This is a genomic window from Aquisphaera insulae (assembly GCF_011064615.1).
In the GTDB taxonomy this organism is placed as follows: Bacteria; Planctomycetota; Planctomycetia; order Isosphaerales; family Isosphaeraceae; genus Aquisphaera; species Aquisphaera insulae.
In genome coordinates, this window is sequence record NZ_JAALJH010000015.1 from 66,576 (window position 1) to 92,582 (window position 26,007).

A 26,007-nucleotide genomic window follows, 5' to 3' on the forward strand; every position below is an offset into this window, starting at 1 on the left:
CGACCTCTCTCGACTTCCACTCGTGGGTAAAGCAGAGCTTGGTAAGGGGGAGAGCAAGATTTCAGCTCTCGATGCCTTGCCAGAAGGCTAACGGCACAGGCCCTCACCGCCGGTCGGGGTATTCCAGGATGATCAGCTTGTGTTCCTTCTCGTCGTAGCCGTAGTCCTGGTAGACCGGCAGCTTGGGCAGGGCGATGTTGTTGGCCTTGATGATCACGTCCATGAACTCCTGGTAATCCTTGGGATACTTGTCGTTCTCGGCGTGATAGAGGTCCATCGCGTGCTGGATGTTGAGGATCGACGTCCTGCCGATGGCCGTGACGTAGGCGTTGCCCTGGAGGGTGATCGGGTCCTTGGCCGTGATCTTGGTGGTGGCCTCCTTGGCCCCCTTCTCGAGCTCGACGCCGGCGTTCTTGATGACCTGGGTCCGCTTGCCCACGATGAACTCGGGCTCGGGCTTCTTCGCCGGCGCCGGGGCGGCCGCGCCCGCCTTCGGGGCGGGGGCCTTCTGCTCGACGTTCCCATCCTCCTGGCAGCCGGCGGCGGCGATCAGGGCGACGGCCAGCGCGGAGGCCGTCGCCGCGGAGGCCCGGCGGAGGTCGAAGAGGAAACCGGTCGCTGGCGGTCGCGGATGCATCGGAGCTCCTCCGGGCTGGAGACGCACGGCCTATTGATCGAAGGGAGTCGGCGAGTGCTCGGTCGGATTTCGGTGCTGGGATCGGTGAATCACGATCGCTCGCAACCGATCGGGAGGGCGAGGCTCCTGCCGAGCCGCGTGGGGGCTCGGCAGGAGCCTCGCCCTCCCGGCTCAAGGAACAACATCAGGGGCCCTGCCCTCGCCTCACCCGGTCACTCGCCCCACTTCCAATCGCGGAGCTGGCCGAGGAGGTCGTGGCGGGTGAGGTCGAAGTGGAGCGGGGTGACCGTGATGTAGCCCTCGGAGAGGCTGGTGACGTCGGTCTCCGGGCCCTGGATGTTGTACGGGGGGTTGTACGTCATCCAGTAGTAGGTGCGCCCGCGCGGGTCCTGCCGCCGCTCGAAGCCCTCGCCGTAGCGGCCCAGGCCCATGGGGACGACCTTCACGCCCTTGGCCTCGCCCCGCGAGTGCGCCGGGATGTTCACGTTGAAGAGCGAGCCGTTGGCGGGCTTGCTGGCCAGGATCTTCTCGATGATCTTGACCGCGTGCTTGGCGGCGTAGGGGTAGTCGAAGTGCTCGGCCAGCTCGAGCGAGACGGCGACGCTGGTGATCTTGAAGAAGGCCCCCTCGACGGCCGCCGCCACGGTGCCCGAATAGAGCACGTTGATGCCGGCATTGGATCCGGAGTTGATCCCGGAGACGATCAGGTCCGGGGGCCTGGACAGCAGCTCGCAGATGGCGAGCTTGACGCAGTCGGCGGGCGAGCCCTCGACCGACCAGCCGAGGTTCGTGCCGTCCTCCGCGTCCACCTGCTTGACGACCAGGGGGTTGAGCAGCGTGATGGTGTGGGCCACCCCGCTCTGCTCCAGGGCCGGCGCCACCACCGTGACCTCGCCGAGCTTGAGGAGCTCCTTGCGGAGTGCCCGCAGCCCCGGGGCGAAGACGCCGTCATCGTTCGTCAGGAGTATGTGCATCGTTGCCGAGCCGATCATCTCATCGCGGGGCCATGGCCCCGATCCGGGGCCGTTATCAGCCTGGATCGTAACGGCCCGGGACGAGCAGCGTCAACCGGCGGGCGCGGGGACGGGATGAGGCGATGCCGCGTCTCAGGCAATCTCCCGGGGGAGAAGACCGGTCGGGTGGTGATCGGGATGCAAGGGAGGGGTGGGTGTAACTTCTGGGGCGGCCGCCTCTCTTAACTCCGGGACGAGCAAGAGCTACACTGGATTGGGATACTTCCAGGCTCGGGATCAGGTGCATCCGTGGCCAGAGAGGACATCGGAGAGCGTGGGCAATGGCTTTTCAGCCTTCTCATGACCGAGTTCTGTGGCCGCGACACTCCGTTCTTCAGGCCTCGGTTCCTGGGCGACAAGTATCCGACGTTCGATTACATCGTGGAGGTGGTAGACCGGCCGTCTTACTTCTTCTTCGTGCAAGTCAAGGGAACACGGCTGGGCTACACCACGGAGGGGAACCGTCTCCGAGTGCAGGTGATCCAGGACGACGTCGATCGGATGGTGGCCTGTCCGGTGCCGGCATACGTGGTCGGCATCGACGTCAACGAGATCGGCGTCGGGTTCCTGCTGTCCGTGAACGAACCACGCGGTGGCGTGGCGAGCCTCACCACGAGGTTTCGGATCGACTGTGGCGTCCTCGAACGGCTTAGGGACGAGGTCATCGAATTCTGGTCGAGCCGGGACATGACCCTCGCGGGTTCGCACTTCCGGGAGTAGCAACCGAGCATGGCGACCGAAACCGAGCCCTGGTTCGTGACGGAGCGGAGCGAGGCCCTGGCCGCGGCCTTGCTGACAACGAGCGAGGACGTCCGGGTCCGTGAGGAACGAGGTCGCGACGGCTCGCTGGACCTCGTGGCCGAGATCCGCGGCGAGGCCCCCCTTTCCCTGCAGCTCTTCGTGGTGCGCGTCAAGGGGACGACGTCCTCGGATCCCGGGGACTGGAGGCCCGGCGTCGAGGCCCTCTTCCACGGCCATGCCAGTCCGCCCCATGTCCCGGTGTGCGTCTTCGTGGTGGACGTCCGGGAGAACAGGGCCTTCTACGCCTGGGCGGCCGAGCCCATGGTCGAGCCGAAGGGGGCCACGCTCCGGTCCCACGAGGTCGGGACCTTCCGCTCCCTCACTCCCGCCACGGTCGGCGAGATCATCGATCGCGTCCGGACCTGGTACGATGCCCTGGCCAGGCAGCTTACGCCCGCTTGAGCCCGCCCGCTCGCCTCGCCCGGGAAAAGCGGCCGGGACGGGTGGAATCGGCTCCCGGACGGTCCATAAGCCCCCCTCCCCGAAAAATCGGTGCGCGCCGGCCGGTCCTCCCCTCTTACACTCCAGGGAGGCAAGGCAACCGAACGCTCCTCGGAGGGAGGCGGGTCATGGCCGGCGGGACAGTGGGGGTCAGTCCGATGCCGCTCCGCGACCTGTTCGGGGGCGGGACGGCCATCGGGATCAACGACGCGGAGCTGCTCCGGCGGTACGCCGGGTCGCGGGACGAAGCGGCGTTCGCGGCGCTGGTGGCGCGGCACGGGCCGATGGTCGCGGCGACCTGCCGGGCGGTCCTCCGCGACCACCACGACGCCGAGGACGCCTTCCAGGCCGCGTTCCTGGTCCTCGCCCGCAAGGCCGGCTCCGTCCGCGCCGGGGAGGCCCTAGGCGGCTGGCTGCATCGGGTGGCGTACCGGGCGGCCGTGGAGCGGCGGATCGAGGTCGAGCGGCGGCGGCGGACCGAGGCGGAGGTGCCCGCGATGGAGATCCCCGACCGCTCCGCCACGATCCCGGACGTCGAGGCGTGCTCGATCCTCCACCAGGAGCTCGACCGCCTGCCGGATGCCCTGCGGCTGCCGGTCGTCCTCTGCGACCTGGAGGGCCTGACCTACGAGCAGGCCGCCGCGCGCCTGCGATGCACCGCGCCGGCCCTCTATCATCGACTCGCGAAGGGCCGGACGCGGCTCCGCAATCATCTCATCCGCCGCGGCTTGACGGCCGCCGCGGCGGGCGTCGCGATGGAATCCGCGCGGGCCTCGGCGACGGCCGCCGTGCCCGCGTCGTGGACGTCCGCCGTCCTCGCCGCCGCGGCCGGCGGCGCGGCCTCTCCGGCGGCGGCCGCCCTGGCCCATTCCCTGATCGGGAGCCTGTTCCTGTCGCGGATCAGGATGATGGTGGTCGCGGGGCTGGCGGCCTGCTCGGTGATTTCCGCGGGGGTCGTGGTCGCGGGCAAGGAGCGGCCGCCGGGCCCGGTCGAGGCGCCGCCTCCGCCGCCCCGGGCCGCGGGCCATACGGCCGCACCGGAGGGCGGTCGTCCGACCCATTTCATCGTGGAGGCCCGCGACCTGGCCACCGACGCGCCCATGCCGGAGGCCCGCATCGAGCTGAAGGCGGAGGACGGCTCGGGATCGAATCTGGATTTCACGACCGAGGCCGCGGCCCCGGGCGTCACCCGGTACGCGCTCTCGGGCGACGCCCGGTATCTGCGGCTGAACGCCCGGCGTCCCGGCTTCGTCCCCCTGTCCCTCAGTTGGATCCGCGACGCCGCGTCTCCCGCGCCGCCGGACCGCTTCCTCTTCCAGATGGAGAAGGCCACGACCGTGAGCGGCCGGGTCATCGACCAGGATGACCGCCCGGTGGCCGGCGCCGCCGTCATCATCAACGTTTCCAAGAACTATCCTCGGTCCAGGCAGTGGATCGACACCCGCTGGGAAGAGATCCGGACCGGCACGGACGGCCGATGGTCGTTCTCGGGCGTGCCGGCGGAGGCGGGATCGATCCGGCTCGGGACCTACCACCACGGTTATCTCACGGAGTCCAACTTCTTCAACGAGACGGAGGATTTCAGGCCGCTCTCCGCGCTCCGGGACGGCTCGGCAATCCTCCGCCTTCATCGCGGGACGCCCGTCGAGGTCACGGTCCGATCGACGTCGGGCCAGCCCGTCCCGAATGCCGAGGTCTTCTACGGACTCGGCCGCGGCTACGGCAACGCAATCCCGCCGGCGAAGACGGACAGTCGGGGGCGATTGATGCTCGGGATCAAACCCGGAACGACCTCCAGCCTGATCGCCCGGGCTCCCCGCCTCGGCCCGGTGCTGGAGTCGATCCGCGTGGGAGACAGGCCGCTCCGCGTCGACCTGACGCTCCCCCCGCCCCGCGTGCTGACGGGGACGGTCCTCGACACCGCCCGAAGGCCGATCGCCGCCGCCTCGGTCCAGGTCTCGTGGAGCGGCCCGGCGACCCGGCCGGGCGAGGATCGAGGTAGCCAGGCGATCGCCGCGAGCCTGATCACGGACGCCGACGGCCGATTCACCTGGAAGGAAGCCCCGGCCGGGGGCATCCGGGTGAGCGCCGGGGCCCGCGGGTTCGCCGCCGATCCCGGCCGGGTCGTCGAGGCCGGGACCGAGCACGAGCACGAGATCGTCCTCACGCCGCCGACCCTCGTGACGGGCACCGTGGTCGACGCCGAGACCGGCCGGCCGATCCCCCGGTTCACCGTCTCTTGTGGCTCGGTGTCGAACCCCGACGTCCCCCTCATCTGGCAGCGAGGTGATGACATCGATCGGGACGCGAAGAAGTCGCCCGGGGCCTTCGAATACGCCTTCGCCTCGCCGTCGCATCGGCAGGTCCTCCGCGTCTCCGCCGAGGGCTATCTCCCGGAGGAGACGGGGCGGTTCTCGATCGAGGGCACGCCGCACACCTTCACGTTCCGGCTCCATCGCGGCGAGCCGATCCGCGGCGCCGTCACGCGACCGGACGGCTCGCCGGCCACCGAGGGCCTCGTGTACCTCGTGCCGCCGGAGGAAGAGGACACGATCGAATATCTCCGGATCGACAACGGCGCGATCCGCGACCGCGCCCGCACGGCCGAGGAGACCGCGAGGATCGGCCCCGACGGCCGGTTCACGCTGCCGCCGCAGCGGGGGAACTTCGCCCTCGTGGCCCTCTGCGACGCCGGGTCCGCGATCGTGCCTCGCCGCGAGATCCAGGGCGAGCCCACGCTCCGGCTCCGTCCCTGGGCCCGCGTCTCCGGTACGGTGACGCTCGACGGCAAGCCGGCGGCCAACCTCGTCATGCAGTCTCAGGACCTCGACGAGCCCGTGCCGATCCCGGGCGAGCCTCGCATCGAGACCCGGTATTACATCCGGACCGATGCCGAGGGCCGTTTCGATTTCCCGCGCGTCCTGCCGGGCCGGCTCCGCCTCGGGCGGTGGGCGCCCAACGGCCTGGAGCGCCGGATCTGGTTCACCGCCATGACGACGATCGACGTCGAGGCCGGCAAGACCTACGACCTGGCCATCGGCCGGAGCGGCCGGAAGCTCGCCGGCCGGCTCGAGATCCCCGGCGGCGGCCGCGGCGCCTGGATGATCCGCAAGGCGGAGATCGTGGCGAAGGATCATGACGCGAACAAGGATCCGGTCCTCCGCGGCGTCGAGGTCCTGCCCGACGGCCGGATCCGGGCCCAGGACCTGCCGCCCGGCGATTATCGGCTCCGGATCGCGCTCCACGAGCCACCGCCGGGTGACGCCTGCGGCTGGGGGCGATTGATCGCCTCGTATGACCATGGCTTCACGATCGCACGGGATGCGGACGATCATCCGCTCGACCTGGGCACGCTGCGGCCGGTCGAGGTGGCCGGGCGGGCGCTCGCGGTCGGAGACCCCGCGCCGGACTTCGCCTTCCGGACGCTCGACGGCAAGGAGGCGAAGCGATCCGACCTCCGCGGCAAGGTCGTGCTGCTGGACTTCTGGGCGACCTGGTGCGCCCCCTGCGTCGCCGAGATGCCGAACCTGGCGGCGATCCAGCGGGCGTACGGCCCCGATCCCCGCTTCGTCCTGCTCTCGGTGAGCCTCGACGACAGGCCGGCCCAGCCGGCGTACATGGCGAAGGTTGAGAAATGGTCGTGGCGGCAGGCCCACGTCGGCCCCGAGTCGCCGGCCGTCGCCGCGTACGGCGCGACCTCGATCCCCGCCACGTTCCTCATCGCCCCCGACGGCAAGGTCCTGGCCACGGGCCTGCGCGGCGAGGCCCTGCGGGAGGCCGTGAGCGCGGCCGTCGGCCCTCCTTCTGCCCCGGGCCCGCCGCGGTGAGGCCGACAGGCTGGCCGTGGTGGAACACCACACAAGGCGGCCCGTCGCGCCGGACGGACCATGCTCGCGGGCCGAGGCGGTCCTGTGGAGTCCCACCACGGCCACCCGACCGCCCGGCTCAGTCCCAGAAGAGGAAATCGCCTCGCGCAGATCAACCGTCAACTGATTCCGCCGGCGAGTCTCCTGCATCGGGTGCGGGCTGCGTCTCCTCGGTCGGCTCGGGGGTTGACGGCTCCGCTTGCCCTTCACCCCTACCCTTGAGGATCAGTTCTGTCAGCTCGTAGACGTTGGACGTCGGGTTATGCCCGGGCGTGCCGACATCGTTTGCGAGGGCGTCGAGCCGCATGGCCCGTCTCACCGCCAGGGGATATCCTGGCGCGTATCGCGGGAAATCGACGTGCTTCTCGTACCCGGGGACGAGACTCTCCAGGAGGTCTTGCATGGCGTGTCGATGCTGCATGCCCGGGCTTTCTCGCAGGTGCAGGATGAGCCAGAGCTCGAAGCAGGGATTCGAGATCGCCAGGTTGATGTCATGTGCAGCCGCCATGACCTTGGCGTCGCCGAGGCGCGGATGCTCGTCGACGTCGAAGACGCACCACACCGAATCATAAGCGATATTCGGATCCTTCTGGCGCCTGGCTTCCCTGTCGATCGCGCGCTTCCGCAGGGCGATTGCGCCATCATGGGTAATCTGCGAAGATGCTGACGACTGGCCCTTTGGCGGCCGGGCAGGAGCCCGGCGCGGGGGCCGGCGGCCGAGGCTTTCCGCCATGTCGTCGCAGCCGTCTCCCGAGCCCGCTCCCGCACCTCGTTCGGTCCGCCTTCAGGACCACTTCGCCGGCCTGACCGACCCGCGCCGGCGCAAGGTGACCTATCCGCTGGTGAACATCGTCACCATCGCCGTCTGCGCCGTGATCTGCGGGGCCGACGACTTCGTCGCCATCGCCACCTGGGGGCGGGCGAAGCGGGACTGGCTGGCGACGATCCTCGACCTCGAGGCGGGGATCCCGTCGCACGACCGCTTCAACGCGATCTTCCAGGCGTTGGACCCCGCGGCCTTCGAGGAGTGCCTGCTGGGCTGGATCGCCGAGCTCCACGAGGCGACCGCCGGCCAGGTCGTGGCCATCGACGGCAAGACGTTGCGCGGGAGCTTCGACCGGGCCTCGGGCAAGTCGGCGATCCACATGGTCTCGGCCTGGGCGACGGCCAACCGCCTGAGCCTCGGGCAAGTGGTCGTCGATGGGAAGTCGAACGAGATCACGGCGATCCCGGCGCTGCTGAGGCTGCTGGAGCTCGAGGGCTGCCTGGTGACGATCGACGCGATGGGCTGCCAGACGGCGATCGCCGAGGCGATCCTCGCCCGCGAGGCCGACTACGTCCTGGCGGTGAAGGACAACCAGCCGACGCTGCATCGCGGGATCCAGGACTACTTCATAGGCCGGATGGAGGACGACTTCGCGAGCGTCGCGGTGAGCCGGCACGAGACGAAGGAGAAGGGCCACGGCCGCGTCGAGCACCGGGCGTACTACGTCTGCGCCGCGCCGGCCGACCTGCCCGACCGCGGGCGATGGAGGGGCCTGGAGGCGATCGGCGTGGCGATCAACATATCGACCCGCGACGGGAAGGAGAGCGACGCGGTGCGCTACTACATCCTCAGCCGCTCGCTGGGGGCGAAGGAGTTCGCCGATGCGGTCCGGGCCCACTGGACGATCGAGAATTCGCTGCATTGGCAACTCGATGTGACCTTCGGGGAGGACGCATGTCGCGTCCGCCGGGGCCTGGCCGACGCCAACCTGAGCGTCGTCCGCCGCGCCGCGCTGGGCCTGCTCAAGAATGAGACGTCCGAGAAGATCGGCATCAAGAACAAGCGACTCGCCGCCGCTTGCAATGATCGCTATATGGAGAAAGTACTAACTGGATCATAACTTATGGTGCAATCGCCCTGCGCGCTTCCGCCGCTTCGCGAATTCGACCAGGGAGAATGGCACGCCCGCTTGATCCGCGACCTCCACGCGGACTCGTGCGTTCTTGTGATGGAGCGCGAACTTCTCGAAGTACTGCTTCTCCGTCTCCGCCCCCTCGCAGACGATGAGCACGATGGGCCGGGGGTCGCGGAACGGATCCCTCCGCCCCGGCCTCCGATGGCGGTTGCGGCCGCTCATGTGCCCTCTCCGCCGGGGACCCGGAAATCGCCCAGGAACGGGATAGCCCCATATCTCCCCTGGATGTACCCGCGTTCGATGTTCTCGTCCTTGCGCGGTTTGAAGTCCGTCAGCGGGTAGAGGACGGTCGCCGCACGCGGGTCCTTCTCGGTCAGCCATACCTGATCTCGCCGCAGGGCCGGCTCCCCGACCAGCGTCCCGAGCAGGTTCGTGTCGTGGGTGGAGAAGATGAGTTGGGCGTTCCGCCTGTTGATCTCCGGGTCGTTATACTGCCTGACAATCAAGTCCGCGAGCATCGGATGCATGCTCGCTTCAAGCTCGTCCACAAGCAGCGGAGCCCCGGAGCGGATGGACCGGAGGACGGGCAGGGCGAGGCGGAAGAGGGTCCTGGTGCCCCGGGACTCCTCCTCGAGCGGCAGCCATGCGTCATCCGACTCGCACCTGTGCTTCAACTCGAAACGAGCGCCGCGTAGCATCCTCCCCGCACCCGGCGCCTCGTCTCGGCCAAGCCTCAAGTCGACGATGCCGATGTCGGCGGCCTGGAGCATCGCCTTGAAAGGCTCAAGCATCGATTCCGGCCTTTCCTCCTCGAGGAAGCTGGGCTGTCGGATCTCGCCGGGCTCTTCGAGCATGGAGGCGAGTTCTCGTTCGAAGCGGTGCTGGTTCGGATAGAGCCGGCGGGATGAGGAGGGGCTGACGGCCAGGTTGATCGCGTGGATGGAGCCGAACCACGAGAAGAGCGGCGATAGCTGCGGATGTTTGAGCTGCGCGGCAGCCGACAGGTAGAGGGCGTTCGGCCGGGTCAATCCCTCAATGACCTTATTCTCGCCCCGGAGGTTCTCGCCGAACTTGAAGCTCTTGCCCTCGCGTTCGAGCCAGGTCTGCTTCTTGCCGTTGGGCCAGGCGTAGATCCATTCCTCGAGGAACGCATCATCGTTGCACGTGAACCCGTACTGATAACGGATCCCTTCGATGATCATCTCGACTTCGTACAGCGAGGGCTCATCTCGCTTCTCCCCCCAGGCGAACGGATCCCTGGGAACCCCTTCGTCAGGCCCCCACAATCGATGGGAGAGACTTACCGCGTCTTTCACATACGCGAGCGCCGCCAGGACGTTGCTCTTGCCGCTCCCGTTAGCTCCGTAGATCGCGACGACCGGGAGGATCTTCGCTCCGTGGCTCCCAACTTCGCGCGGTCGACCATCGCACTCATCGCCGATCCGGGCCGCTTCCATCGAGAGCACTTGCTCATCGCGGATCGAGCGGTGATTCTCGACGCGAAACTCGATGAGCATGGCGGCCCCTTCTTTCCTCTGAAAAACCGATCCAGGGCAGTCGAGCGAGGAAACTCCGCGCAAAACGCCGATAAAACCGGATTTCTTCCGATTTTACAGGACGGTGACGTCGGTTACCACAAGTCGGAGTTTCCGGCCATGCGCTTTTCCGAGTCCACCCATGGGCCATAGATTTACAGGTCATATGGGGATGAAGTCCTCCTTGCCAACGATTCAACCCGGCCCACACCCCGCGAGCCTCACCGCGTGCCATCCGCCCGGACGCGGACGGTCGGGTGGCCGGGCGGGAAGAATGCGCGGAAGAGCTCGGGGAGGGGGCCGTCGAACTCGGCCACGCGGAGGGCGCTCCAGGTCGACTGGTCGCCGGTGGCGTAGTAGAGGTACGTCTTGCCGTCGCGCTCCAGGATGTCCACGTCGGAGTTGTTCAGGCCCTCGCCGTCGGCGGCCTCCAGGATCGGATTCAGGGGGCTCAGCTCCCATTCGGTCAGGTCCCTCGATCGGGCCAGGTAGGAGATCCAGCCCTTGTGGCCGGGCGTCGCGGCGTGGAGATAGATCACGTAGTAGAACGGGGCGACATACCGGATCACCGGGCAGGCGCTGTACTCGTTGCCCGTCCCCGCGAAGATCAGGCCGGGGACCTTCTCCCAGGCGGACAGGTCCTTCGACCGCGCGAACTTGAAGCAGAAGCCCACGGGCTTGTTCGACTCGTACGCCATCAGGTAGCCCCGGTCGTCGCGGCAGACCGAGACATTCAGCAGGGCCTCGCCGCCGTCGCGCTTCAACGCGGGCTCGCGCTTCCAGGTCTTCAGGTCGGCGGAGGAGAACCGGTAAATATCCCGGAACCAGTCCTTGCCCCCCTCGCTGGCGAAGACGTTCAGCTCCGGCCCGGCGACGATCGCCGAGGCCAACGAGTGGCCCTGGCCGAACCGCGCGACCTCCTTGCCGGTGACGAGGTCCCGGATCAACAGGTGCATGGACCCCGCATAGGCATCGGTGTTCACCTTTGTGTCATCCCGCACGTTGTGGACCAGTAGCGGGCGGCCCTGGAAGACGACGGGGGTGCTCTCCATCGCGTCGGCGATGGCGAACGGGAGCTTGGTCAGCCGGGGCCGCGAGTGCGCCCCCCCTGCCCCGTCGGATCCTCCGCCGGGCCAGCCGCGGCCGTCGGGCGAGGGGGGCGCGATCCGGGCGAAGAGGTCGCCGGGCCAGGCACCCAGGCGCTTCCAGCCGGGCGGGACCGGCTGCTTGAACTGGACGTAGGCGGAGACCTCGCCGCGGAGGGAGGCGGTCGCCGCCGCGCCCTCGGGGCCGGGGGTGAAGAGGCTGTAGCCGGCCAGGGTGGAATTCTCGAGGTCGACGTGGAGCTTCCCCTTGGGGCCGTGGTGCTCGGTGCAGAGGATCCCGGTGCTCTTGCCGCCCATCTCCGGCTGGGTGAAGTTGAGGACGATCAGGCGGCAGTTCACGAATCTGGCCCGGGCACACTTGCTCGCGTACGAGAGGGCGACGGCGTTGTCGGGATGGACCAGGGTGCAGTCCTCGAAGACCGCGTGGGGGGCCTCGGGCATCGCGTCCTCCCAGCCCCCCATCAGGACGGCGGCGGTGTCGCCGACGAAGTCGAGGGCCAGGAAGTAGCAGCGGCGGAAGACGCTGGGCTCGGCGGGCCGGACGGTCGGATAGACCACGCCGCCGCCGAAGGCGCGGCCGGTGCCGACGCAGTCCTCGACGACCACGGTGAAGCCCTCGCCGCTGCGGCTGGTCAGGTCCCAGAAGAGGCCGGCGTCGCCCCCCGCCGTGTAGAGCCGACGGAGCAGCCAGCGGTCCCAGACGATGCTCGAGAACGTCTCGCGGTTGTTGCCGGTCGGCCAGTGGGCGTCCGAGGCGCGGATGGGCCCCCACCAGTCCCAGCTCTTGAAGCCCTTCGCCGGGTCGCCCGAGTCGATCAGGGCCCAGCCCGTGGCGCCGGAGCCGAGCGCACCGTCGAAGTCGCAGACGATCGCGTTGTAGGCGCCGGCCGCCCCCTTCTTCGAGGGCGAGAGATTGGCCTCCACGTACGTCCCGGGCCGGACCAGGATGGTATGGCCGCCGCGGTCGTCGGGGACGGCGTCGAGCGCCGCCTGGATCGTCCGGAAGGCGGTCTTCCAGCTCCGCCCGTCGGTGTTGTCCCCCTCGCGAGAGACGTGGATCGTCACCCCGCGCCGGCCCGCGTAATCAGGGCTCGTCGGATCCCAGGGCGCGGCCGACGCGGCCGACGGAGAGCAGACGACCATCACGGCCAGCATCGCCGCGGACAGGTATTTCATGATCAGGACCCTTCGATGAGGAAAGCGAAATCCGGCTCTCCCCCTTACCAAGGGGGAGTTGGAGGGGGTGGTTGGCGCGGGCCGAGGCGATCGAAGAACCCCCCTGTATCCCCCCTTGGTAAGGGGGGAAGCGGATTCCGGTTCCTGGCGTGATCCGCGGCGCCGCGCTTATGAGACAGCCCCTGTCCCCCGCAGGGTGCCCGTGAGGACCCGGGCGCACGGCAGCATGCCCGCCTTCTGGAGGGTGGCCCGCGAGGCCACGTTGGTCGCGTTGCAGCGAGCCGAGGGGATCCGGCCCATCTCGTAGCAGGCCCGCTTCAGCTCCTGGACCAGGAAGCTGCCGTAGCCGCGGCGGCGGTGGGCGTCGGCCACCGCCATGTAGATGTCGCCATAGGGCACGTTGTAGTGGAAGAGCAGGCCGCCGGCGGCGACGATCTCGCCTTCACCTTCACCTTCGCCGCCGCCGACCTCGACGACCCAGCCCGCGTCGGTGTCCAGGCCGTGGGCGGCCAGCCGGTCGCGGTCGGCCTCGGTCGCCTCGCGGCAGGCGGCGCCCGGGACGGCCAGCCCGGTCGTCGTCGCGTCCTGGAAGAGGATCACGGGGGATTCGATCGCCTCGGCGGCATCGTAGAGCATGAGCGTGAGCAGCAGGTCGTTCGACTGCGCCTCCACGGATTTCGCCCCGCTGACCTCGACGAACCGGCGGAAGAGCGGCAGGGCCCCGGCCCGGTGGTCGGGGAGGACGTAGAACTCGATGACGAGCTCCCGGGGCTGCTCGCGGATGCCCCCGGCGAGGCCGTAGCCCGCGACGCGGCCGTCGAGGCGCAGCAGGTACGGGTCGGCCCAGCCGCGGCCGAGCCAGGAGTCCAGGATGATCTGGCAGTCCATCTCGCGGCGGTGCAGGTCCCGGAGGGCCCGCACCTCGTCGCCCGACACCCGCGTCACGTCGATCTCCATGGCCGGCCCCCCCCCGCGCGACGTCCGTCGCCGCGGCTAGGCCGGCTCGGGCGTCGACCGGCGCAGCATGGCATGGCGGGCCGCCCGACGCAACGGCTCGCCCGGCCGGGATCCCGTTCTCCCGGGGGGTCGCCAGGTTGTCCCGGATTCACCCCGCGGCGCATATTAGGGGTAAGGACCATGGCCATGACGAACGATCCGAGCGATACCGGGCATCTCCTCGAGCGGCTCCGCGGGGGCGACAGGCAGGCGCTCACGGACCTCTTCCAGCGCCACCGGGCCCGGCTGCGGCGGATGGTCGAGCTCCGCCTGGACGCGCGCCTCCAGGGGCGAATCGACGCCAGCGACGTCCTCCAGGATGCGTTCCTCGACGCCGCCAGCCACCTGGACGCCTATCTCCGCGGCACCGACCTGCCGCCGTTCCTCTGGCTGCGATGCGTGGTGAGCCAGCGGCTGGCGATCTGCCACCGGCGGCACCGCGGCACCAAGATGCGCGACGTCTCCCAGGAGATCTCGCTGCATCGCGACGCCACGCCCCAGGCGAGCTCGGCGGCGCTCGCCTCGATGCTGCTGGGCCGGCTCACCTCGCCCTCGAACGCGGCGATCCGGGCCGAGCAGGTGCTCCGGGTCCAGGAGGCCCTCAACGCCCTGGACCCGATCGACCGCGAGGCGATCGCGCTGCGGCAGTTCGAGGAGCTCAGCCGGGCGGAGATGGCGCAGGTGCTGGGGATCACCGAGGAGGCCGGCGCCAAGCGCTACATCCGGGCCCTGCGGAGGTTGAAGGCGGTCCTGGAGTCGCGGCCGGGCGGGGCCGAGGGGCATTGAGCCATGGCCTTCGAGGAATCGGAGCGAGACGACCTGCTCGACCGGCTCGCCGAGGAGTTCGCCGCGCGGCTCCGGCGCGGCGAGCGGCCGGCGCTGAAGGAATACGCCGACCGCTACCCGGAGCTCGCCGACGAGATCCGCGAGGTCTTCCCGGCGATGGCCCAGGTGGAGCGGGCCAAGGAGATCTGCCAGGACTGGGATCGCGAGGGCGCGGCCGACTCCGCGCCCCCGTCGCAGGTGGGGGACTATCGCATCCTCCGCGAGATCGGCCGCGGCGGCATGGGGATCGTCTACGAGGCCGAGCAGGTCTCGCTCGGCCGCCGGGTGGCGCTGAAGGTCCTGCCGTCGCCGTCGGCCCGGGACGCGATGACGCTCGCCCGGTTCCGCCGCGAGGCCCGCGCCTCGGCCCGGCTGCACCACACCAACATCGTCCCGGTCTTCGACGTGGGCCAGGACGGGGACGTCCGCTACTACGCGATGCAGTTCATCCAGGGGCAGAGCCTGGACGCGGTCATCCGCGAGCTGCGCCGGCTGCGGGACGTGTCGCGATCCGGACGCGACCGCGATCGCGATCGCGACGGGACGCCCGCGGCGGGCGGCGAGGACGACCGGCCGAGGGCCGATCGGACCCACCGGATGGCGGCAGAGGCCAGCGTCGCCCTCTCGCTGCTGACGGGCCGGTTCCGCCAGGGCCCCGCGACGGCCCACCCCGGCGAGGGCGACGGCGACGGCGACGGCGCGGCCCCAGCCGCCGCGCCCGGCCGGGGCCCCGCGGCGGCCCCCGATCGATCGGCGGTGATGCCGGGCGGCACGCAGCTCTCGGCCGCGGAATCGCGGCACCGGACGTTCCACCGGGGCGTGGCCCACGTCGGCCGCCAGGTCGCCTCGGCGCTGGCGCACGCCCACGCCCGCGGCATCCTCCACCGCGACATCAAGCCGTCGAACCTCCTGCTCGACACCGAGGGGGTGGTCTGGGTCAGCGACTTCGGCCTGGCCAAGGTCGACGACGACGAGCTGACGCGGACCGGCGACATCCTGGGCACGCTCCGCTACATGGCCCCGGAGCGGTTCCGCGGCCGGGGCGACGCCCGGGCCGACGTCTACTCGCTGGGGTTGACCCTCTATGAGCTGCTGGTCCTGCGGCCCGCGTTCGATTCGCCGGATCGCGTGGCGCTCAGCGAGCAGATCCGGGTCATGGAGCCGGACCGGCCCCGGTCGAAAGACCCGCGGATCCCCCGCGACCTGGAGACGATCGTCCTCAAGGCGATCGAGAAGGACCCGGCGGACCGCTACGCCACCGCCGAGGCCATGGCCGAGGACCTGCAGCGGTTCCTCGACGATCAGCCGATCCGGGCGCGGCGGGTGGGCGTGCCGGAACGGTACGCGCGATGGGCGAGGCGCAACCCCGTGATCGCGATCCTGGGGGGGGTGCTGACGGCGGTGCTGCTGGCGGCAACGGCCTCCTCCGTGCTGGTCGCCCGGCGGATGGCGGCGCTGGCGAAGGTCAACCAGGACACGGCCAGGAGCGAGCGCGAGGCGAAGCTGGACGCGGTGGCGGCGCGCGAGCAGGCCGACCTCCAGCGCGAGCGGGCCGAGCAGCACCTCTACACCGCCCGCATCGGCCAGGCCGAGAGCGCGATCCGCCTGCGGGATCCCGCCACGGCGAGGGGCCTGCTGGATGCGTGCCGCCCCCGGCCCGGCGAGCCGGACCGGCGCGGCTGGGAGTGGTCCTACCTGGACCAGTGGTGCCGGCCCGAATCGGGGACCATCGCCCTGCCCACCGCCGCCCAGGCCCGCTGCCTGGCGATCAGCCCCGACGGCCGCACGCTGGCCGTCGGATGCTGGGACCCCGACGCGGTGAATGCCAGGAAGGCCGGGCCGGTCCCGGCCTACCTGATCGGCCTGCCGGACGGGCGGATCCGGCACGAGCTGGCCGGGCACGAGGTGATCGTCCACGCCGTCGCCTTCCGCCCCGACGGGAGACGCCTGGCGACCCTCGACGGCGGGGAGGACGTGCGGATCTGGGACACCGAAGACGGCCGGCTGCTCAGGACCCTCCGCGTGGACCCGGCCGGCACGATCCGCTCGCCGGAGCTGGCCTGGAGCCCGGACGGGACCCGGATCGCCGTGGTCGCGGAGGGCGCCCCCCTGCGGATCTGGGATCCCGAGACCGGGCGAGAGACGTTCGAGATCACGGGGGAGGCCGGGGCCCTGGCCTGGAGCCCGGACGGGGCCCGGATCGCCGTGGGCTTGCCCGAGGGCCGCGGGCTGGAGGTCCGCCGGTGGGATCCGCGGGCCGAGCGGCCGCAAGGCCCGGCCCTGGCGCAACCCGGCCGGGTCCACACGCTCGCCTGGTCGCCCGACGGCCGCCGGCTGGCCGCGACCTGGACCGCCCCCGAAGCGAGCCTGCTCGGGACGCGGCTGATCGTCCGCGACACCGCGAGCGGCGCGGATCTCTTCCGGGTGGAGGGGGCCGCGGAGCTGAAGCCGATCGTCTTCAGCCCCGACGGCACGTGGCTGGCGACGGGCGGCGACGCCGAGGTCGTCCAGGTGTTCGACGCGTCGAACGGCCGGCTTCGAGCCGCCCTGTTCACCGGGGCCACGCAGGTCAGCGGCCTGGCGTTCAGCCGCGACGGCCGCCGGCTCTATGCGGCCGGCTGGGGGATGGGCGGGGTGAAGGTCCTCGATGCCCTCCGCGAGCCCGGAGGCCGCCGGGTCGCCAGCGGGTCCGCCCATGTCGCGGCCCTCTGGCTCGACCGGGGCGGCATCCGGATCCGGGGGATCGAGTGGTCGGCCGGCATGCTCTTCTCCACCGATCCGCTCGACGGCGGAGGGCGGGTCGATCGGCTCATCCCCGCGACCAATCGCCCGCGGTGGCCCCGCGACGACTTCGCCTTCAGCGACGATGGCCGGCGGCTCGCGGCGCCGCAGCGAGGCGACCGGTCCGTCGTCGGGGTCTGGGACGCCGCGATCGGGCGGCCGGTCGCCACGCTGCGGGGATCGGCCGGGGCGGTCTCGGCGGTCGCGTTGGGCCCCCGCGGGGGGTCGCTGGCATCGGCCGCGGTCGACCCGGCGAAGGGGCGGCCGATCGTGACCCTCTGGGACGTGGCCTCCGGCCGGCGGCTCCGGGACTTCGAGGCGGGGCCGGGCCTGGTCCAGGCCCTCGCCGTCAGCGGCGACGGCCGACGGCTCGTGGCGGGCGGCGGATATCGCCCGGGCGAGCCGTTCTGGGTCATCGCCTGGGACGCGGAGACGGGCGCCGTGCTCGGATCCCTCGATGGCCTGGGGTGGGTCACCTCCCTGGCCTTCCACCCGGACGGGAACCGGATCGCCATCGCCGACTTCACCGAGGTGAAGGTCCACCTCTGGGACCTCGCCGCGGACGCCCGGATCGTGAATCCCGGCCCGAAGGGCGTCAGTTGCGTGCGGTTCCTGCCGGACGGCGAGCGGCTGGCCTCGCTCGGATACGAGGGCGACGTCCACCTGGCCGACGCCCGGACCGGCCAGGAGATCCTGGTGCTCCGCGGCTCCGGCCCGCCCGTCGGCGGCCGGGGCTACACCCCCCGCCTGGCCGTCAGCCCGGACGGCTCCTGCATCGTCGCCAATTCGTCCGGCCTCGACCTCCACCTCTGGGACCTCGGGCCGTCCGCGACCCCGGCGAGCGAGCCGGGTGCCGGCGACGTCGCCGGCTGGCTCCGTCGCGGCCGCGCCCTGGCGGAGCGGGGCGACGCCGCGGGCTTCGAAGCCGCCTCGGCGCGGGCCCGCGACCTAAGGGCCGATGAGCCCTCGCCCTGGATCGAGCACGCCGTTTGGCTCCATCGCCGCGGCGATCCCGCCCGGGCGCGAGAGGCCCTCTCGCGGGCCACGGCGGCCCTCGACGACGACCCAGGGCGGTGGATCGACCTGGGCCGGATGCTCGGGCAGCTCGGCTGGGCGGAGGGCTCGACGACCGTCCTGCAGCAGGCGCGATCCCTCTGCGAGCGGACGCTCTCCCGGGCCCCCGACGACGAGGCCGCCGCCGCGGCCCTGGCCGAGCTGCTCCCGGACGCCGACGCCGTGGCGGGCTGGACCGTCCTAAGGCCCGACGTCATGACCTCGGCGGCCGGCGCCACGTTGACCCTGCTGCCCGACGGCTCGATCCTGGCCGGCGGCCCGAGCCCGCCCGCCGACACCTGCACGATCGAGGCGACGGGGGGCCGGCCCGGGATCACGGCGGTGCAGCTCGAGGCGCTCACCCACCCGGACCTGCCGGGGGGCGGCCCCGGGCGACAGCCGGGGCCGCATGACGGCGGCCTCTTCTCCATCAGGTCGATCCGCATGGACGACCTCGCCTCGCCCTCCGCCCCGGTCCCGATCCGCCTGGCCGACGCCCGCGCCGACCACTGGGGGCCCGGGTTCCCCTCTCCCGTCCGGAGCAAGGCCAACGGGACGGCCATGGAGAGCGTCTGGTCGCAGGAGCCGCTGCCGGGACGGCCCCATCGGGCCGTTTTCCTGGCCGACCCGCCGGCCGGCCCGGGTCGAGGAAAGCGGCTCCGCGTGGAGCTGACCTCCGGGCTCGGGCTGCCTTATCGGGACACGCTGGGGCGGTTCCGCCTGTCGGTCACGGATCGCCCGAACCCCTACTTCCCGGCGAGCCTGCGGACCATCCGGGCCGATGCCGAGCGGGACGGGCGCACCCGGCTGGGCGCGGCCCATCTCCTCCTCGGCGACCGCGAGGCCGCCGCCGCGGTGCTGGCGCGCTCCGCCGCCAGGCCCGGCTCCCCCGCCCTGGACGGCTTCCTCCTGGCCCTCGCGTGCCATCAGCTCGGCCGCCCCGACGAGGCCCGGACCGCCTGCGATCGCGCCCTCGGGCGGCCCGGGATGAACCCGACCGACGAGGCGGCCCGGGATGTGGCCGTCGAGGCCCTGATGACGGTCCGCGGCCTGTCCGTCGATCGGGCGCGGGGCCTCCTCCTCGACCGCGCCTTCCCGGCCGATCCCTTCGCCCGCTGATGACTCCGCGCCGATCGCGCGGCGTGCGCATCCTTCGCGCCGGGAGCCGTGGCGGAAGCCAGATGGCCGTTCAGGAGTCGAGACAGAAGCCGCCTCTCCCGCACGGAGATGGGCAGCACCGAGGCCGCCCATGGTATACGATCACACCCGGGCGATTCGTCGCACGCGGGCGGAAGATCGACGAGGACGTGCGCCTGTGACCGTCCATCGCCACGGTCCCAGGTGCACGACGTCGGGAGGAGTCGCAACCAGATGACGAGCATGACCATGAAGAAAACGACGATCCTTGCGGCCGCCACGCTCCTCCTCTCGGCGAGGGCCTTCGCCCAGGAGAAGAAGCCGGATCCGAAGTTCTACATCTTCCTCTGCTTCGGGCAGTCGAACATGGAGGCCGGGGCCAGGCCCGAAGAGCAAGACAAGGGGCCGGTGGACGAGCGGTTCCGGATGCTGGCGACGGTGGACATGCCGAAGCTCAATCGGCAGATGGGCCGCTGGTATGTCGCCACGCCGCCGCTCAATCGCCCCGAGAATGGCATGGGCCCGGTGGACTTCTTCGGCCGCACGATGGTGGCGAACCTGCCCCGTGAGTACCGCGTGGGCGTGATCAACGTGTCGGTGGCCGGGGCCAGGATCGAGCTCTGGGAGAAGGACTCCTACGCGAGCTACCTCGAGAAGGCCCCGCCGTGGATGAAGAACATCTGCAAGCAGTACGGGGACAATCCCTACAAGCGCCTGGTCGAGATGGCGAAGATCGCCCAGCAGGACGGCGTGATCAAGGGAGTCCTGCTGCACCAGGGCGAGTCGAATCCCAACGACGAGGATTGGTGCAAGAAGGTGAAGGGCATCTACGACAACCTGATGAAGGACCTGGGCCTGAAACCCGAGGACGTGCCCCTGCTCGCCGGCGAGCTCAAGAGTGCGGAGGAGGGCGGCCGCTGCGCGGGGTTCAACAGCGCGGTCCTGGCGAACCTGCCCAGGGTCGTCCCCAACGCGTACATCATTTCTTCCAGGGGGTGTAAGGGAATCCGCGATGGCTTCCACTTCTCGGCGGCCGGCTTCCGCGAGCTTGGCAAGCGGTATGCGATCCGGATGCTGAAATGCCTCGGCCTCGAGGCGAAGGCCCCCGCGGCGGCATCGCTCGGCATGTACCCGGAAACCCTGGAGATCGCGAGCGGGGGGGCGCCCGGCCGGGCGGCGGCCGCTTCTACTGGGCACCATCGCCCAGGCTCACCGTGAATCCTCGGACGGGTGCGCCACTCGGGTCCAGGAACCTCGCGCAGAAGTCGGTCGCACCGGCGCCGTTGACGACCGCGCAGCGCACGACGTTCGGCCCTTTCCTGAGCGTCAGCCGCTTCGAGACGCCGTCATCGATGACGGTCTGGCGATCGCCATAGATGCCGATGACTTCCCGGCCATTGACCCACCACACGGAGGCCGCGTTGGAGCCGATGGCCAGGCGGACGTCCTTCATCTCGGCGGGGCAATGGACGACCGTGACGGCCCAGAACAGGGCGTTGGACGTCCGCCGCTTCAGCGAGCGGGCGAAATGATAGAGGTTGAGGTTGTACTCGGTCGTCTCCTCGGCGTGCCAGGTCAACCGCGATCCCTCCACGTCCACGGAGTCGCCATCCTTCGGGATGACCGTGAGCTGGTTCGGGGAGGATTCGGGCTTGATGGCCGTCCGGACGGCGTCCTGCGTCAGGCCGACGGCCGGGATCGGCTCGAGGACCAGCCAGCGCCGGATGAACCCCTCGGCGTCCGGCGCGGTGGCGGGGGTCGTGGGCCTGTTCAGCGTCGATGCGGGGGGGCCCGCGTCGTCCCCCGCGCGGCCGCCGCGCTCATCGGCCGCGGCGAGCTCCAGCACGGCGGCCAGCGTGGCGAGGGCAATCGCCAGGGAAACGGCATGCTGTCTCATCGAACGTCTCCGAGCGACGTGGTCCCGAACATCCGAGGGGGCGGCTCGATGCCGCGTCTCTCACCCGGATTCCGCGGCTCACGGGGCCTTCAGGTGCCAACGCTGCCGGTCGCTCCCGGGCTCGAACCTGGCGAGGGTGGCGAAGCTGCTGCCGATCGCCGAGAGGGCGAGCGGCTCCCGGGAACCGGGGACGGACTTGGGCATGATCCGATACGTGCCGTCGCCGAGCTGGTCGATGCGCCAGAGCTGTTCCGGCCCGCCGGTGAAGGCCGGCAGGGCGACCAGCTCGGCGTCCTCCGTCGCCGCCAGCGCCCGGCCCGTCCCGGCGACGATGATCTTGAAGAACGGCGAGCCCGGATAGCCCCCCGCGCCGGGGACCGGCGTGATCGTCCACTTCTGCTGCGCCTGGAGCTGGTAGTTGGACATGCGAATGTCGATCTTGCCGGCGGGCCATCGCTGCGAGACCTTCGCCGCATCCTGGTCGGGGATCGCTCCGGGGCCCCCTCCGAAGATCCCGCCGTCGCTCGAGGCGGGCGGGTTGGCCGGTGGCGGGCCCCCGCCCGGTGCCGGGGCGGCGGGAGCCGGACCCCGGGGGCCGCGAGATCGCCGGCCGCCGACCGGCTCGCCCTCGACGGCCAGCTCCACCGCGGTGCCCGTTCGCACCGACTCGATCTCGAAGGTGCCTTCCTTCACGTTGTCGCCGGCCAGCGGCCAGCCGTCTTTCCAGAGCAGCGGGCGGACGTCCAGCACGCTGGCGCCGCCCCGGTCCAGGTCCGCCTCGTAATGGCAGGAGAACTTCTGCACGCCGTCGCCGAGGTCGATCAGGCCGAAATGGCCGGGCCCGACGACCCGCCCCCCCGAGCCGACGAAGAGCTTGCCGCCGCCCTTGATCATGTCGATGCCCATGTGGTCGACGTACGGGCCGGTGACCTTCCGCGAGCGGCCGGCGCGAATGTTGTAGCCGGAGTCGGCGCCGCGACAGCAACTGCCGTGCGTCGCCAGCAGGTAGTACCAGCCATCGTGGTGGATGATGATCGAGGCCTCGCAGTTGATCGCGAGGTTGATGGGCGGGTCGTCGGGTTTCAGGCGCTTTCCCGTCCCGGGATCGAGCTCCACGAGGCGGATGAAGCCGAAGTAGGAGCCATACGTCAGCCAGAACCTGCCGGTGGTGGGGTCGAGGAATGCACCCGGGTCGATGGCGTTGCAGTCCTCCACGCCGTCCGACGAGGCGACGACGCCACCCTCTTCCCATTTGTAGTCCGGAGAACCCGGGTCGAGGGTCCGGTTCGAGATCAGATTGATGGCCGCCCTCGGTTGCGCCCCGACGTTCGCCGCGACATACATGAAGAAGCGGTCCCCGACGTGAATGAGGTCGGGGGCCATGCCGCTCCGAGAGGCCCTGACGCCCCGACGCCAGGTCCAGCCGTCGTCGGAGACCAGGCACCCGCCACCCGTGCCCCAGGTGTAATACTTGCCCTGACACTGGACGACCGTCGAGGGGTCGTGAATGCGGACCTGGCCATCCAGGGCCATCGCCCGGCAGGCCAGCAGGAGGATGGGGGCTGCGAGGAAGGCGACTCTCATGGGGCCTCCGGGGCGGAAACAGGAGTCTCGAACACGAGCGTACCTGCCCACGGATCCGACCACAACCTCACGCCGGAATTGCCGGGTTACAGCCCCCGCCATCGCGGCCCGCTGCCGGCTCGCGTCGCGCCGCATCGGCCCGCGATGCCGAGGTCGATTCGTCGCTGGAGCCCTCGGTCGACGCCACCGAAGCGTGCCGCGACACAGTCGTCGCGGGACGCGTGGGCCGGCCGCTCGCGGGATCGTCGCAAACGGCGGGGGGTTTAGGACGCGGAGAGATTGAGAGATGGCACTGGGTGGCCGTGGTGGAACACCACGGGGGGCAGGCCGAGTGGGTGGACCGGCTCTTCACCAAGGCCGAGGCGGTCCCGTGGTGTTCCACCACGGCCACCCGGAGGGTCTGCGTCGGAGCAAAGGCTGTCAACGTCCGCCATCGCGTATTGCGACAATCCCCCGCTTGCCCTCGGTCGGGGACGCCGTCCCGGCGGAGTGGGACCCAGGGGCCGCGGGCCGCCCCCTCCGCCCTCCCGGCGCGCCGCCCGTCACGTCCGCCCGACGCGCCGCTTGACATATTCCCATTAGGGTATATTATCTGGCATGGCACGAGCGCCCACGACCTCGGATGCGTTCAACGCCGTCGCCGAGCCGCGACGGCGCCAGATCCTCGAGATCCTCGCCCGTGGCGAGCGGCCGGTGAACGACCTCGTCGCCGCGCTCGGCCTCGCCCAGCCGCAGGTCTCCAAGCACCTGCGCGTCCTGAGGGAGGTCGGGCTCGTCACCGTCCGGGGCTCGGGCCAGCAGAGGCTGTATCAACTGCACGCCGAGCGACTCAAGGCGATCCACGACTGGGTCGCGACCTTCGAGCCGTTCTGGGATCGCCAGCTCGATCGCATCAAGGAGCGCGCCGAGCGCAAGGCGAGCGAGCGGCCCGCGGCACCAGACCCGTCCCCCAAGGAGGACTGACCATGTCGATCAGCGAAGTCGAGCAGGAAGTCCAGAGCCTCACCATCTCCAGGGAGGTCGTGATCGCCGCGCCGATCGAGATCGCGTTCGAGGCGATCCTCGAGCAGGTCGGCCCGGGCTGCGAGATGCCGGGCGGCAAGCCGTTCCCGATGGTGCTCGAGGCGAGGCCGGGCGGCCGCTGGTATCGCGACCTCGGCGGCGATGCCGGGCACCTCTGGGGCCACGTGCAGGTCATCAAGCCGCCGACGCTCCTGGAGATCTGCGGCCCGCTGATGATGTCCTACCCGGCGATGAACCACCTGCAATACCGCCTGAAGGCGGAGGCGGGCGTGACCCGCCTCGAGTTCTCGCACCGCGCCATCGGGGCCATCACTCCCGATTTTCGCGCCGGCCTGCACAAGGGGTGGGAGTACTGGCTGGATCGCATCCGGGCGCGGGGGGAAGGAAAGAGCCGGGAGGAATCGCATCGATGAGCGAGTGCTGCGTCGTCGCCGGCGACCGGAAGGCCCCGACGCCGGCGCGGAGGGCCCGAGGGGTGATCGCCTGGGCCGTCCCCGGCGCCATCCTGGTATCGGTCCCGAAGTGCCCCGCCTGCCTGGCGGCGCACGTCGCCCTCTGGACCGGGCTGGGCCTGTCGCTCCCGGCGGCGGCCTTCCTGCGGGGGGGGCTGCTGATCCTCTGCGTCGCCACGTGGCTCTACCTCATCCTGGGACGTCTGCTCCGCATCGGGGCCGACTCCCGTCACCTCAGAGGGGGACCGAATCATGGAGCATCAAGTCGCTAGCCGGGAGGAATGGCTCGCGGCCCGGACCGGGCTGCTCGAGGAGGAGAAGGCGCTGACGCGGAGGAGCGACGAGCTGGCGCGACGACGCCGGGAATTGCCGTGGGTCCGGGTCGAGGAAGAGTACCGATTCGAGACCGATGCGGGCGGCGCCTCGCTGGCGGACCTCTTCGGGGGGCGCTCGCAGCTCCTCGTCTACCACTTCATGTTCGGGCCCGACTACGAGGCGGGGTGCCCGTCCTGCTCGACGATCGCCGACGGCTTCGACGGCGTCGCCGTCCACCTGGCCAACCACGACGTCACGCTCATGGCCGTGTCGCGGGCGCCGCTCGCGAAGCTTCAGGCCTACAAGCGGCGGATGGGGTGGAGGTTCCCCAGGGCGTCGTCGCTCGCCGGCGACTTCAACTTCGACTTCAACGTCGCGTTCACCGAGGAGCAACAACGCGAGGGGGCCGTCGAATACAACTACCGGCGCGGGGGCCATGCGATGGACCGGACGCCGGCCCCGGAGCCCGTCGTCCAGTTGGCGGCAACGTGCGGGACCGACGCCCCCACGTACTCGCGCGACAGGCCGGGGATGAGCGCGTTCGCGATCGAGGACGGCGTCGTCTACCACACCTATTCCGCGTACGCGCGGGGGCTGGACGGCCTCTGGGGCATGTACCAGTGGCTCGACCGTGCCCCCCGGGGGCGCAACGAGACGGGCATCTGGTGGCGGCGTCACGACGAGTACGACGCGACTCCGAACGATGCCGGCTCGTGTTGCCACGCGGCCGACTCGCGCGGATGAGCCCTCGCCCGGCCGGCGGCGGCGCCCCCGCGCCGCCGCGCGGGACGAGGAGGCCATGCAGCCCCGGGGCGCCGCTCGACGCGGCCGGGCCCGCCTGCACCAGGCCGATGGCGGTAATCCGGGGCTCCGTCTCGAACCGTATCATCGGTCGCCGCGGTATTCTGTCGCGTCCAAATGCGCAGGACGACGTCCCCGCCTCCGGCCAGTGAGTCCCATCGGCATCGTCCCGAGATGGGGAGGATTCGGCTCCCGAGGGTTGACAGTCGGCACGGCCCTGCAAGCCTGGGTGACCACGATCGTCAGATCGTGGCTCGGACGGGCGAAGCCTCCAGCCTCGCACGTCAGTGCGATCCGCGGGGCACGCTGTCGCTCGCTCGAAGGCGGTCCGGCTTACGCCGGAGGCTGGTGGGCTGCGCCCCGTCCGAGCCACCCGCTCACGCGGGTGGTCATCTGTCCGAAAAGCTCGCGCAAGACTGTCAAGCTGAGGCTTCTGTATTTGGGACGGTGCCGTCCCATCCGGCGCAGTCGCCGGCGGGAAATCGGGTATCCTCGTCCATGGGCCGGCACGGATGAGGCTCCTGGGCGAAGTCCCGCCGTCGTCCGAGAGGGCGGGCAGGTCGTGACGAGGCCGGATCGCCGGGGTGCCAAGTCGGTCCAGGCCTGGTCGTTGAGCCGAGAGCGGCGCCATCGGACGGAGCCGCTCGACGCCCCGTCCCTCGCGAGA

Annotated in this window: 21 protein-coding genes; 12 read left to right on the forward strand and 9 right to left on the reverse strand. The window is 70.7% G+C overall.

What is annotated here, in order from left to right; all coding sequences use genetic code 11:
• Positions 1 to 103 precede the first annotated feature (103 nt).
• Both G6O54_RS11140 and surE read right to left on the reverse strand, forming a co-directional pair.
• Positions 104 to 637: a hypothetical protein gene (locus tag G6O54_RS11140; protein ID WP_250846829.1), complete on the reverse strand. Its 534-nt coding sequence runs from the start codon at positions 635 to 637 to the stop codon at positions 104 to 106.
• Positions 638 to 849: 212 nt separating this feature from the next.
• The gene (gene surE / locus G6O54_RS11145; RefSeq protein ID WP_165224780.1) at positions 850 to 1,611 is read right to left on the reverse strand and encodes a 5'/3'-nucleotidase SurE; all 762 of its coding nucleotides are present in this window, start codon (positions 1,609 to 1,611) and stop codon (positions 850 to 852) included.
• 288 nt (positions 1,612 to 1,899) lie between these two features.
• Here surE and G6O54_RS11150 point away from each other — a divergent pair, with 288 nt between their 5' ends.
• The 3 genes from G6O54_RS11150 (at position 1,900) to G6O54_RS11160 (ending at position 6,719) form a co-directional block, all read left to right on the forward strand.
• Positions 1,900 to 2,370 (forward strand): DUF4365 domain-containing protein, encoded by a 471-nt coding sequence (locus G6O54_RS11150; RefSeq protein WP_165224783.1) that lies wholly within the window; start codon positions 1,900 to 1,902, stop codon positions 2,368 to 2,370.
• Positions 2,371 to 2,379: 9 nt separating this feature from the next.
• Positions 2,380 to 2,853 (forward strand): DUF4365 domain-containing protein, encoded by a 474-nt coding sequence (locus G6O54_RS11155; RefSeq protein WP_165224785.1) that lies wholly within the window; start codon positions 2,380 to 2,382, stop codon positions 2,851 to 2,853.
• A 167-nt stretch (positions 2,854 to 3,020) separates the two neighbouring features.
• Positions 3,021 to 6,719 carry a sigma-70 family RNA polymerase sigma factor gene (locus G6O54_RS11160; RefSeq protein WP_165224788.1) on the forward strand — a complete coding sequence of 1,233 codons (3,699 nt, stop codon included), beginning with the start codon at positions 3,021 to 3,023 and terminating at the stop codon, positions 6,717 to 6,719.
• A gap of 151 nt (positions 6,720 to 6,870) precedes the next feature.
• On the opposite strand, the gene G6O54_RS11165 is transcribed toward G6O54_RS11160, so the two are convergent.
• Positions 6,871 to 7,491, reverse strand: a complete 621-nt coding sequence (locus G6O54_RS11165) for an RloB family protein (RefSeq protein WP_165224791.1) — start codon at positions 7,489 to 7,491, stop codon at positions 6,871 to 6,873.
• Here G6O54_RS11165 and G6O54_RS11170 point away from each other — a divergent pair.
• Positions 7,490 to 8,644, forward strand: a complete 1,155-nt coding sequence (locus tag G6O54_RS11170; RefSeq protein WP_165224794.1) for an ISAs1 family transposase — start codon at positions 7,490 to 7,492, stop codon at positions 8,642 to 8,644. The genes G6O54_RS11165 and G6O54_RS11170 overlap by 2 nt on opposite strands.
• Here G6O54_RS11170 and G6O54_RS11175 read toward each other — a convergent pair.
• Both G6O54_RS11175 and G6O54_RS11180 read right to left on the reverse strand, forming a co-directional pair.
• Entirely contained in the window at positions 8,639 to 8,881 is a 243-nt protein-coding gene (locus G6O54_RS11175) for an RloB domain-containing protein (RefSeq protein ID WP_165224797.1), read from the reverse strand. The genes G6O54_RS11170 and G6O54_RS11175 overlap by 6 nt on opposite strands.
• On the reverse strand, positions 8,878 to 10,176 hold the full coding sequence (locus tag G6O54_RS11180; RefSeq protein WP_165224801.1) for an AAA family ATPase: 1,299 nt from the start codon (positions 10,174 to 10,176) through the stop codon (positions 8,878 to 8,880). Before G6O54_RS11180 ends, G6O54_RS11175 begins: the two co-directional genes overlap by 4 nt.
• Between G6O54_RS11180 and G6O54_RS11185 the strand changes: the two genes are divergently transcribed.
• Complete coding sequence (locus tag G6O54_RS11185; RefSeq protein WP_165224650.1) at positions 10,057 to 10,347, forward strand: hypothetical protein; 291 nt, start codon at positions 10,057 to 10,059, stop codon at positions 10,345 to 10,347. The genes G6O54_RS11180 and G6O54_RS11185 overlap by 120 nt on opposite strands.
• 68 nt (positions 10,348 to 10,415) lie before the next feature.
• Here G6O54_RS11185 and G6O54_RS11190 read toward each other — a convergent pair whose 3' ends face one another.
• Together G6O54_RS11190 and G6O54_RS11195 are read right to left on the reverse strand one after the other, a co-directional pair.
• Positions 10,416 to 12,476 carry a glycoside hydrolase family protein gene (locus G6O54_RS11190; RefSeq protein ID WP_165224805.1) on the reverse strand — a complete coding sequence of 687 codons (2,061 nt, stop codon included), beginning with the start codon at positions 12,474 to 12,476 and terminating at the stop codon, positions 10,416 to 10,418.
• A 168-nt stretch (positions 12,477 to 12,644) separates the two neighbouring features.
• Complete coding sequence (locus G6O54_RS11195; protein ID WP_165224808.1) at positions 12,645 to 13,433, reverse strand: GNAT family N-acetyltransferase; 789 nt, start codon at positions 13,431 to 13,433, stop codon at positions 12,645 to 12,647.
• Between the two features lie 180 nt (positions 13,434 to 13,613).
• Here G6O54_RS11195 and G6O54_RS11200 point away from each other — a divergent pair, with 180 nt between their 5' ends.
• The 3 genes from G6O54_RS11200 (at position 13,614) to G6O54_RS11210 (ending at position 20,486) form a co-directional block, all read left to right on the forward strand.
• Positions 13,614 to 14,258, forward strand: coding sequence for a sigma-70 family RNA polymerase sigma factor (locus G6O54_RS11200; RefSeq protein WP_250846830.1), 645 nt, complete (start codon positions 13,614 to 13,616; stop codon positions 14,256 to 14,258).
• Positions 14,259 to 14,261: 3 nt separating this feature from the next.
• Positions 14,262 to 19,250, forward strand: coding sequence for a serine/threonine-protein kinase (locus G6O54_RS11205; protein WP_165224811.1), 4,989 nt, complete (start codon positions 14,262 to 14,264; stop codon positions 19,248 to 19,250).
• Positions 19,251 to 19,502: 252 nt separating this feature from the next.
• Complete coding sequence (locus G6O54_RS11210; RefSeq protein ID WP_205678740.1) at positions 19,503 to 20,486, forward strand: sialate O-acetylesterase; 984 nt, start codon at positions 19,503 to 19,505, stop codon at positions 20,484 to 20,486.
• Here G6O54_RS11210 and G6O54_RS11215 read toward each other — a convergent pair.
• Together G6O54_RS11215 and G6O54_RS11220 are read right to left on the reverse strand one after the other, a co-directional pair.
• Positions 20,455 to 21,165, reverse strand: a complete 711-nt coding sequence (locus tag G6O54_RS11215; protein ID WP_165224814.1) for an acetylxylan esterase — start codon at positions 21,163 to 21,165, stop codon at positions 20,455 to 20,457. The two genes, G6O54_RS11210 and G6O54_RS11215, sit on opposite strands and share 32 nt — an antisense overlap.
• Before the next feature lie 78 nt (positions 21,166 to 21,243).
• Positions 21,244 to 22,749: a family 43 glycosylhydrolase gene (locus tag G6O54_RS11220; RefSeq protein ID WP_165224817.1), complete on the reverse strand. Its 1,506-nt coding sequence runs from the start codon at positions 22,747 to 22,749 to the stop codon at positions 21,244 to 21,246.
• Between the two features lie 597 nt (positions 22,750 to 23,346).
• Here G6O54_RS11220 and G6O54_RS11225 point away from each other — a divergent pair.
• Genes G6O54_RS11225 through G6O54_RS11240 form a run of 4 tightly spaced genes read left to right on the forward strand, consistent with a single transcriptional unit; the run spans position 23,347 to position 25,283 of the window.
• Entirely contained in the window at positions 23,347 to 23,712 is a 366-nt protein-coding gene (locus tag G6O54_RS11225) for an ArsR/SmtB family transcription factor (RefSeq protein WP_165224820.1), read from the forward strand.
• Between the two features lie 2 nt (positions 23,713 to 23,714).
• Positions 23,715 to 24,185 (forward strand): SRPBCC family protein, encoded by a 471-nt coding sequence (locus G6O54_RS11230; protein WP_165224823.1) that lies wholly within the window; start codon positions 23,715 to 23,717, stop codon positions 24,183 to 24,185.
• On the forward strand, positions 24,182 to 24,496 hold the full coding sequence (locus G6O54_RS11235; RefSeq protein WP_165224826.1) for a hypothetical protein: 315 nt from the start codon (positions 24,182 to 24,184) through the stop codon (positions 24,494 to 24,496). Before G6O54_RS11230 ends, G6O54_RS11235 begins: the two co-directional genes overlap by 4 nt.
• Positions 24,477 to 25,283, forward strand: a complete 807-nt coding sequence (locus G6O54_RS11240) for a DUF899 domain-containing protein (protein WP_205678741.1) — start codon at positions 24,477 to 24,479, stop codon at positions 25,281 to 25,283. The genes G6O54_RS11235 and G6O54_RS11240 overlap by 20 nt, the downstream gene beginning before the upstream one ends.
• Positions 25,284 to 26,007 lie beyond the last annotated feature (724 nt).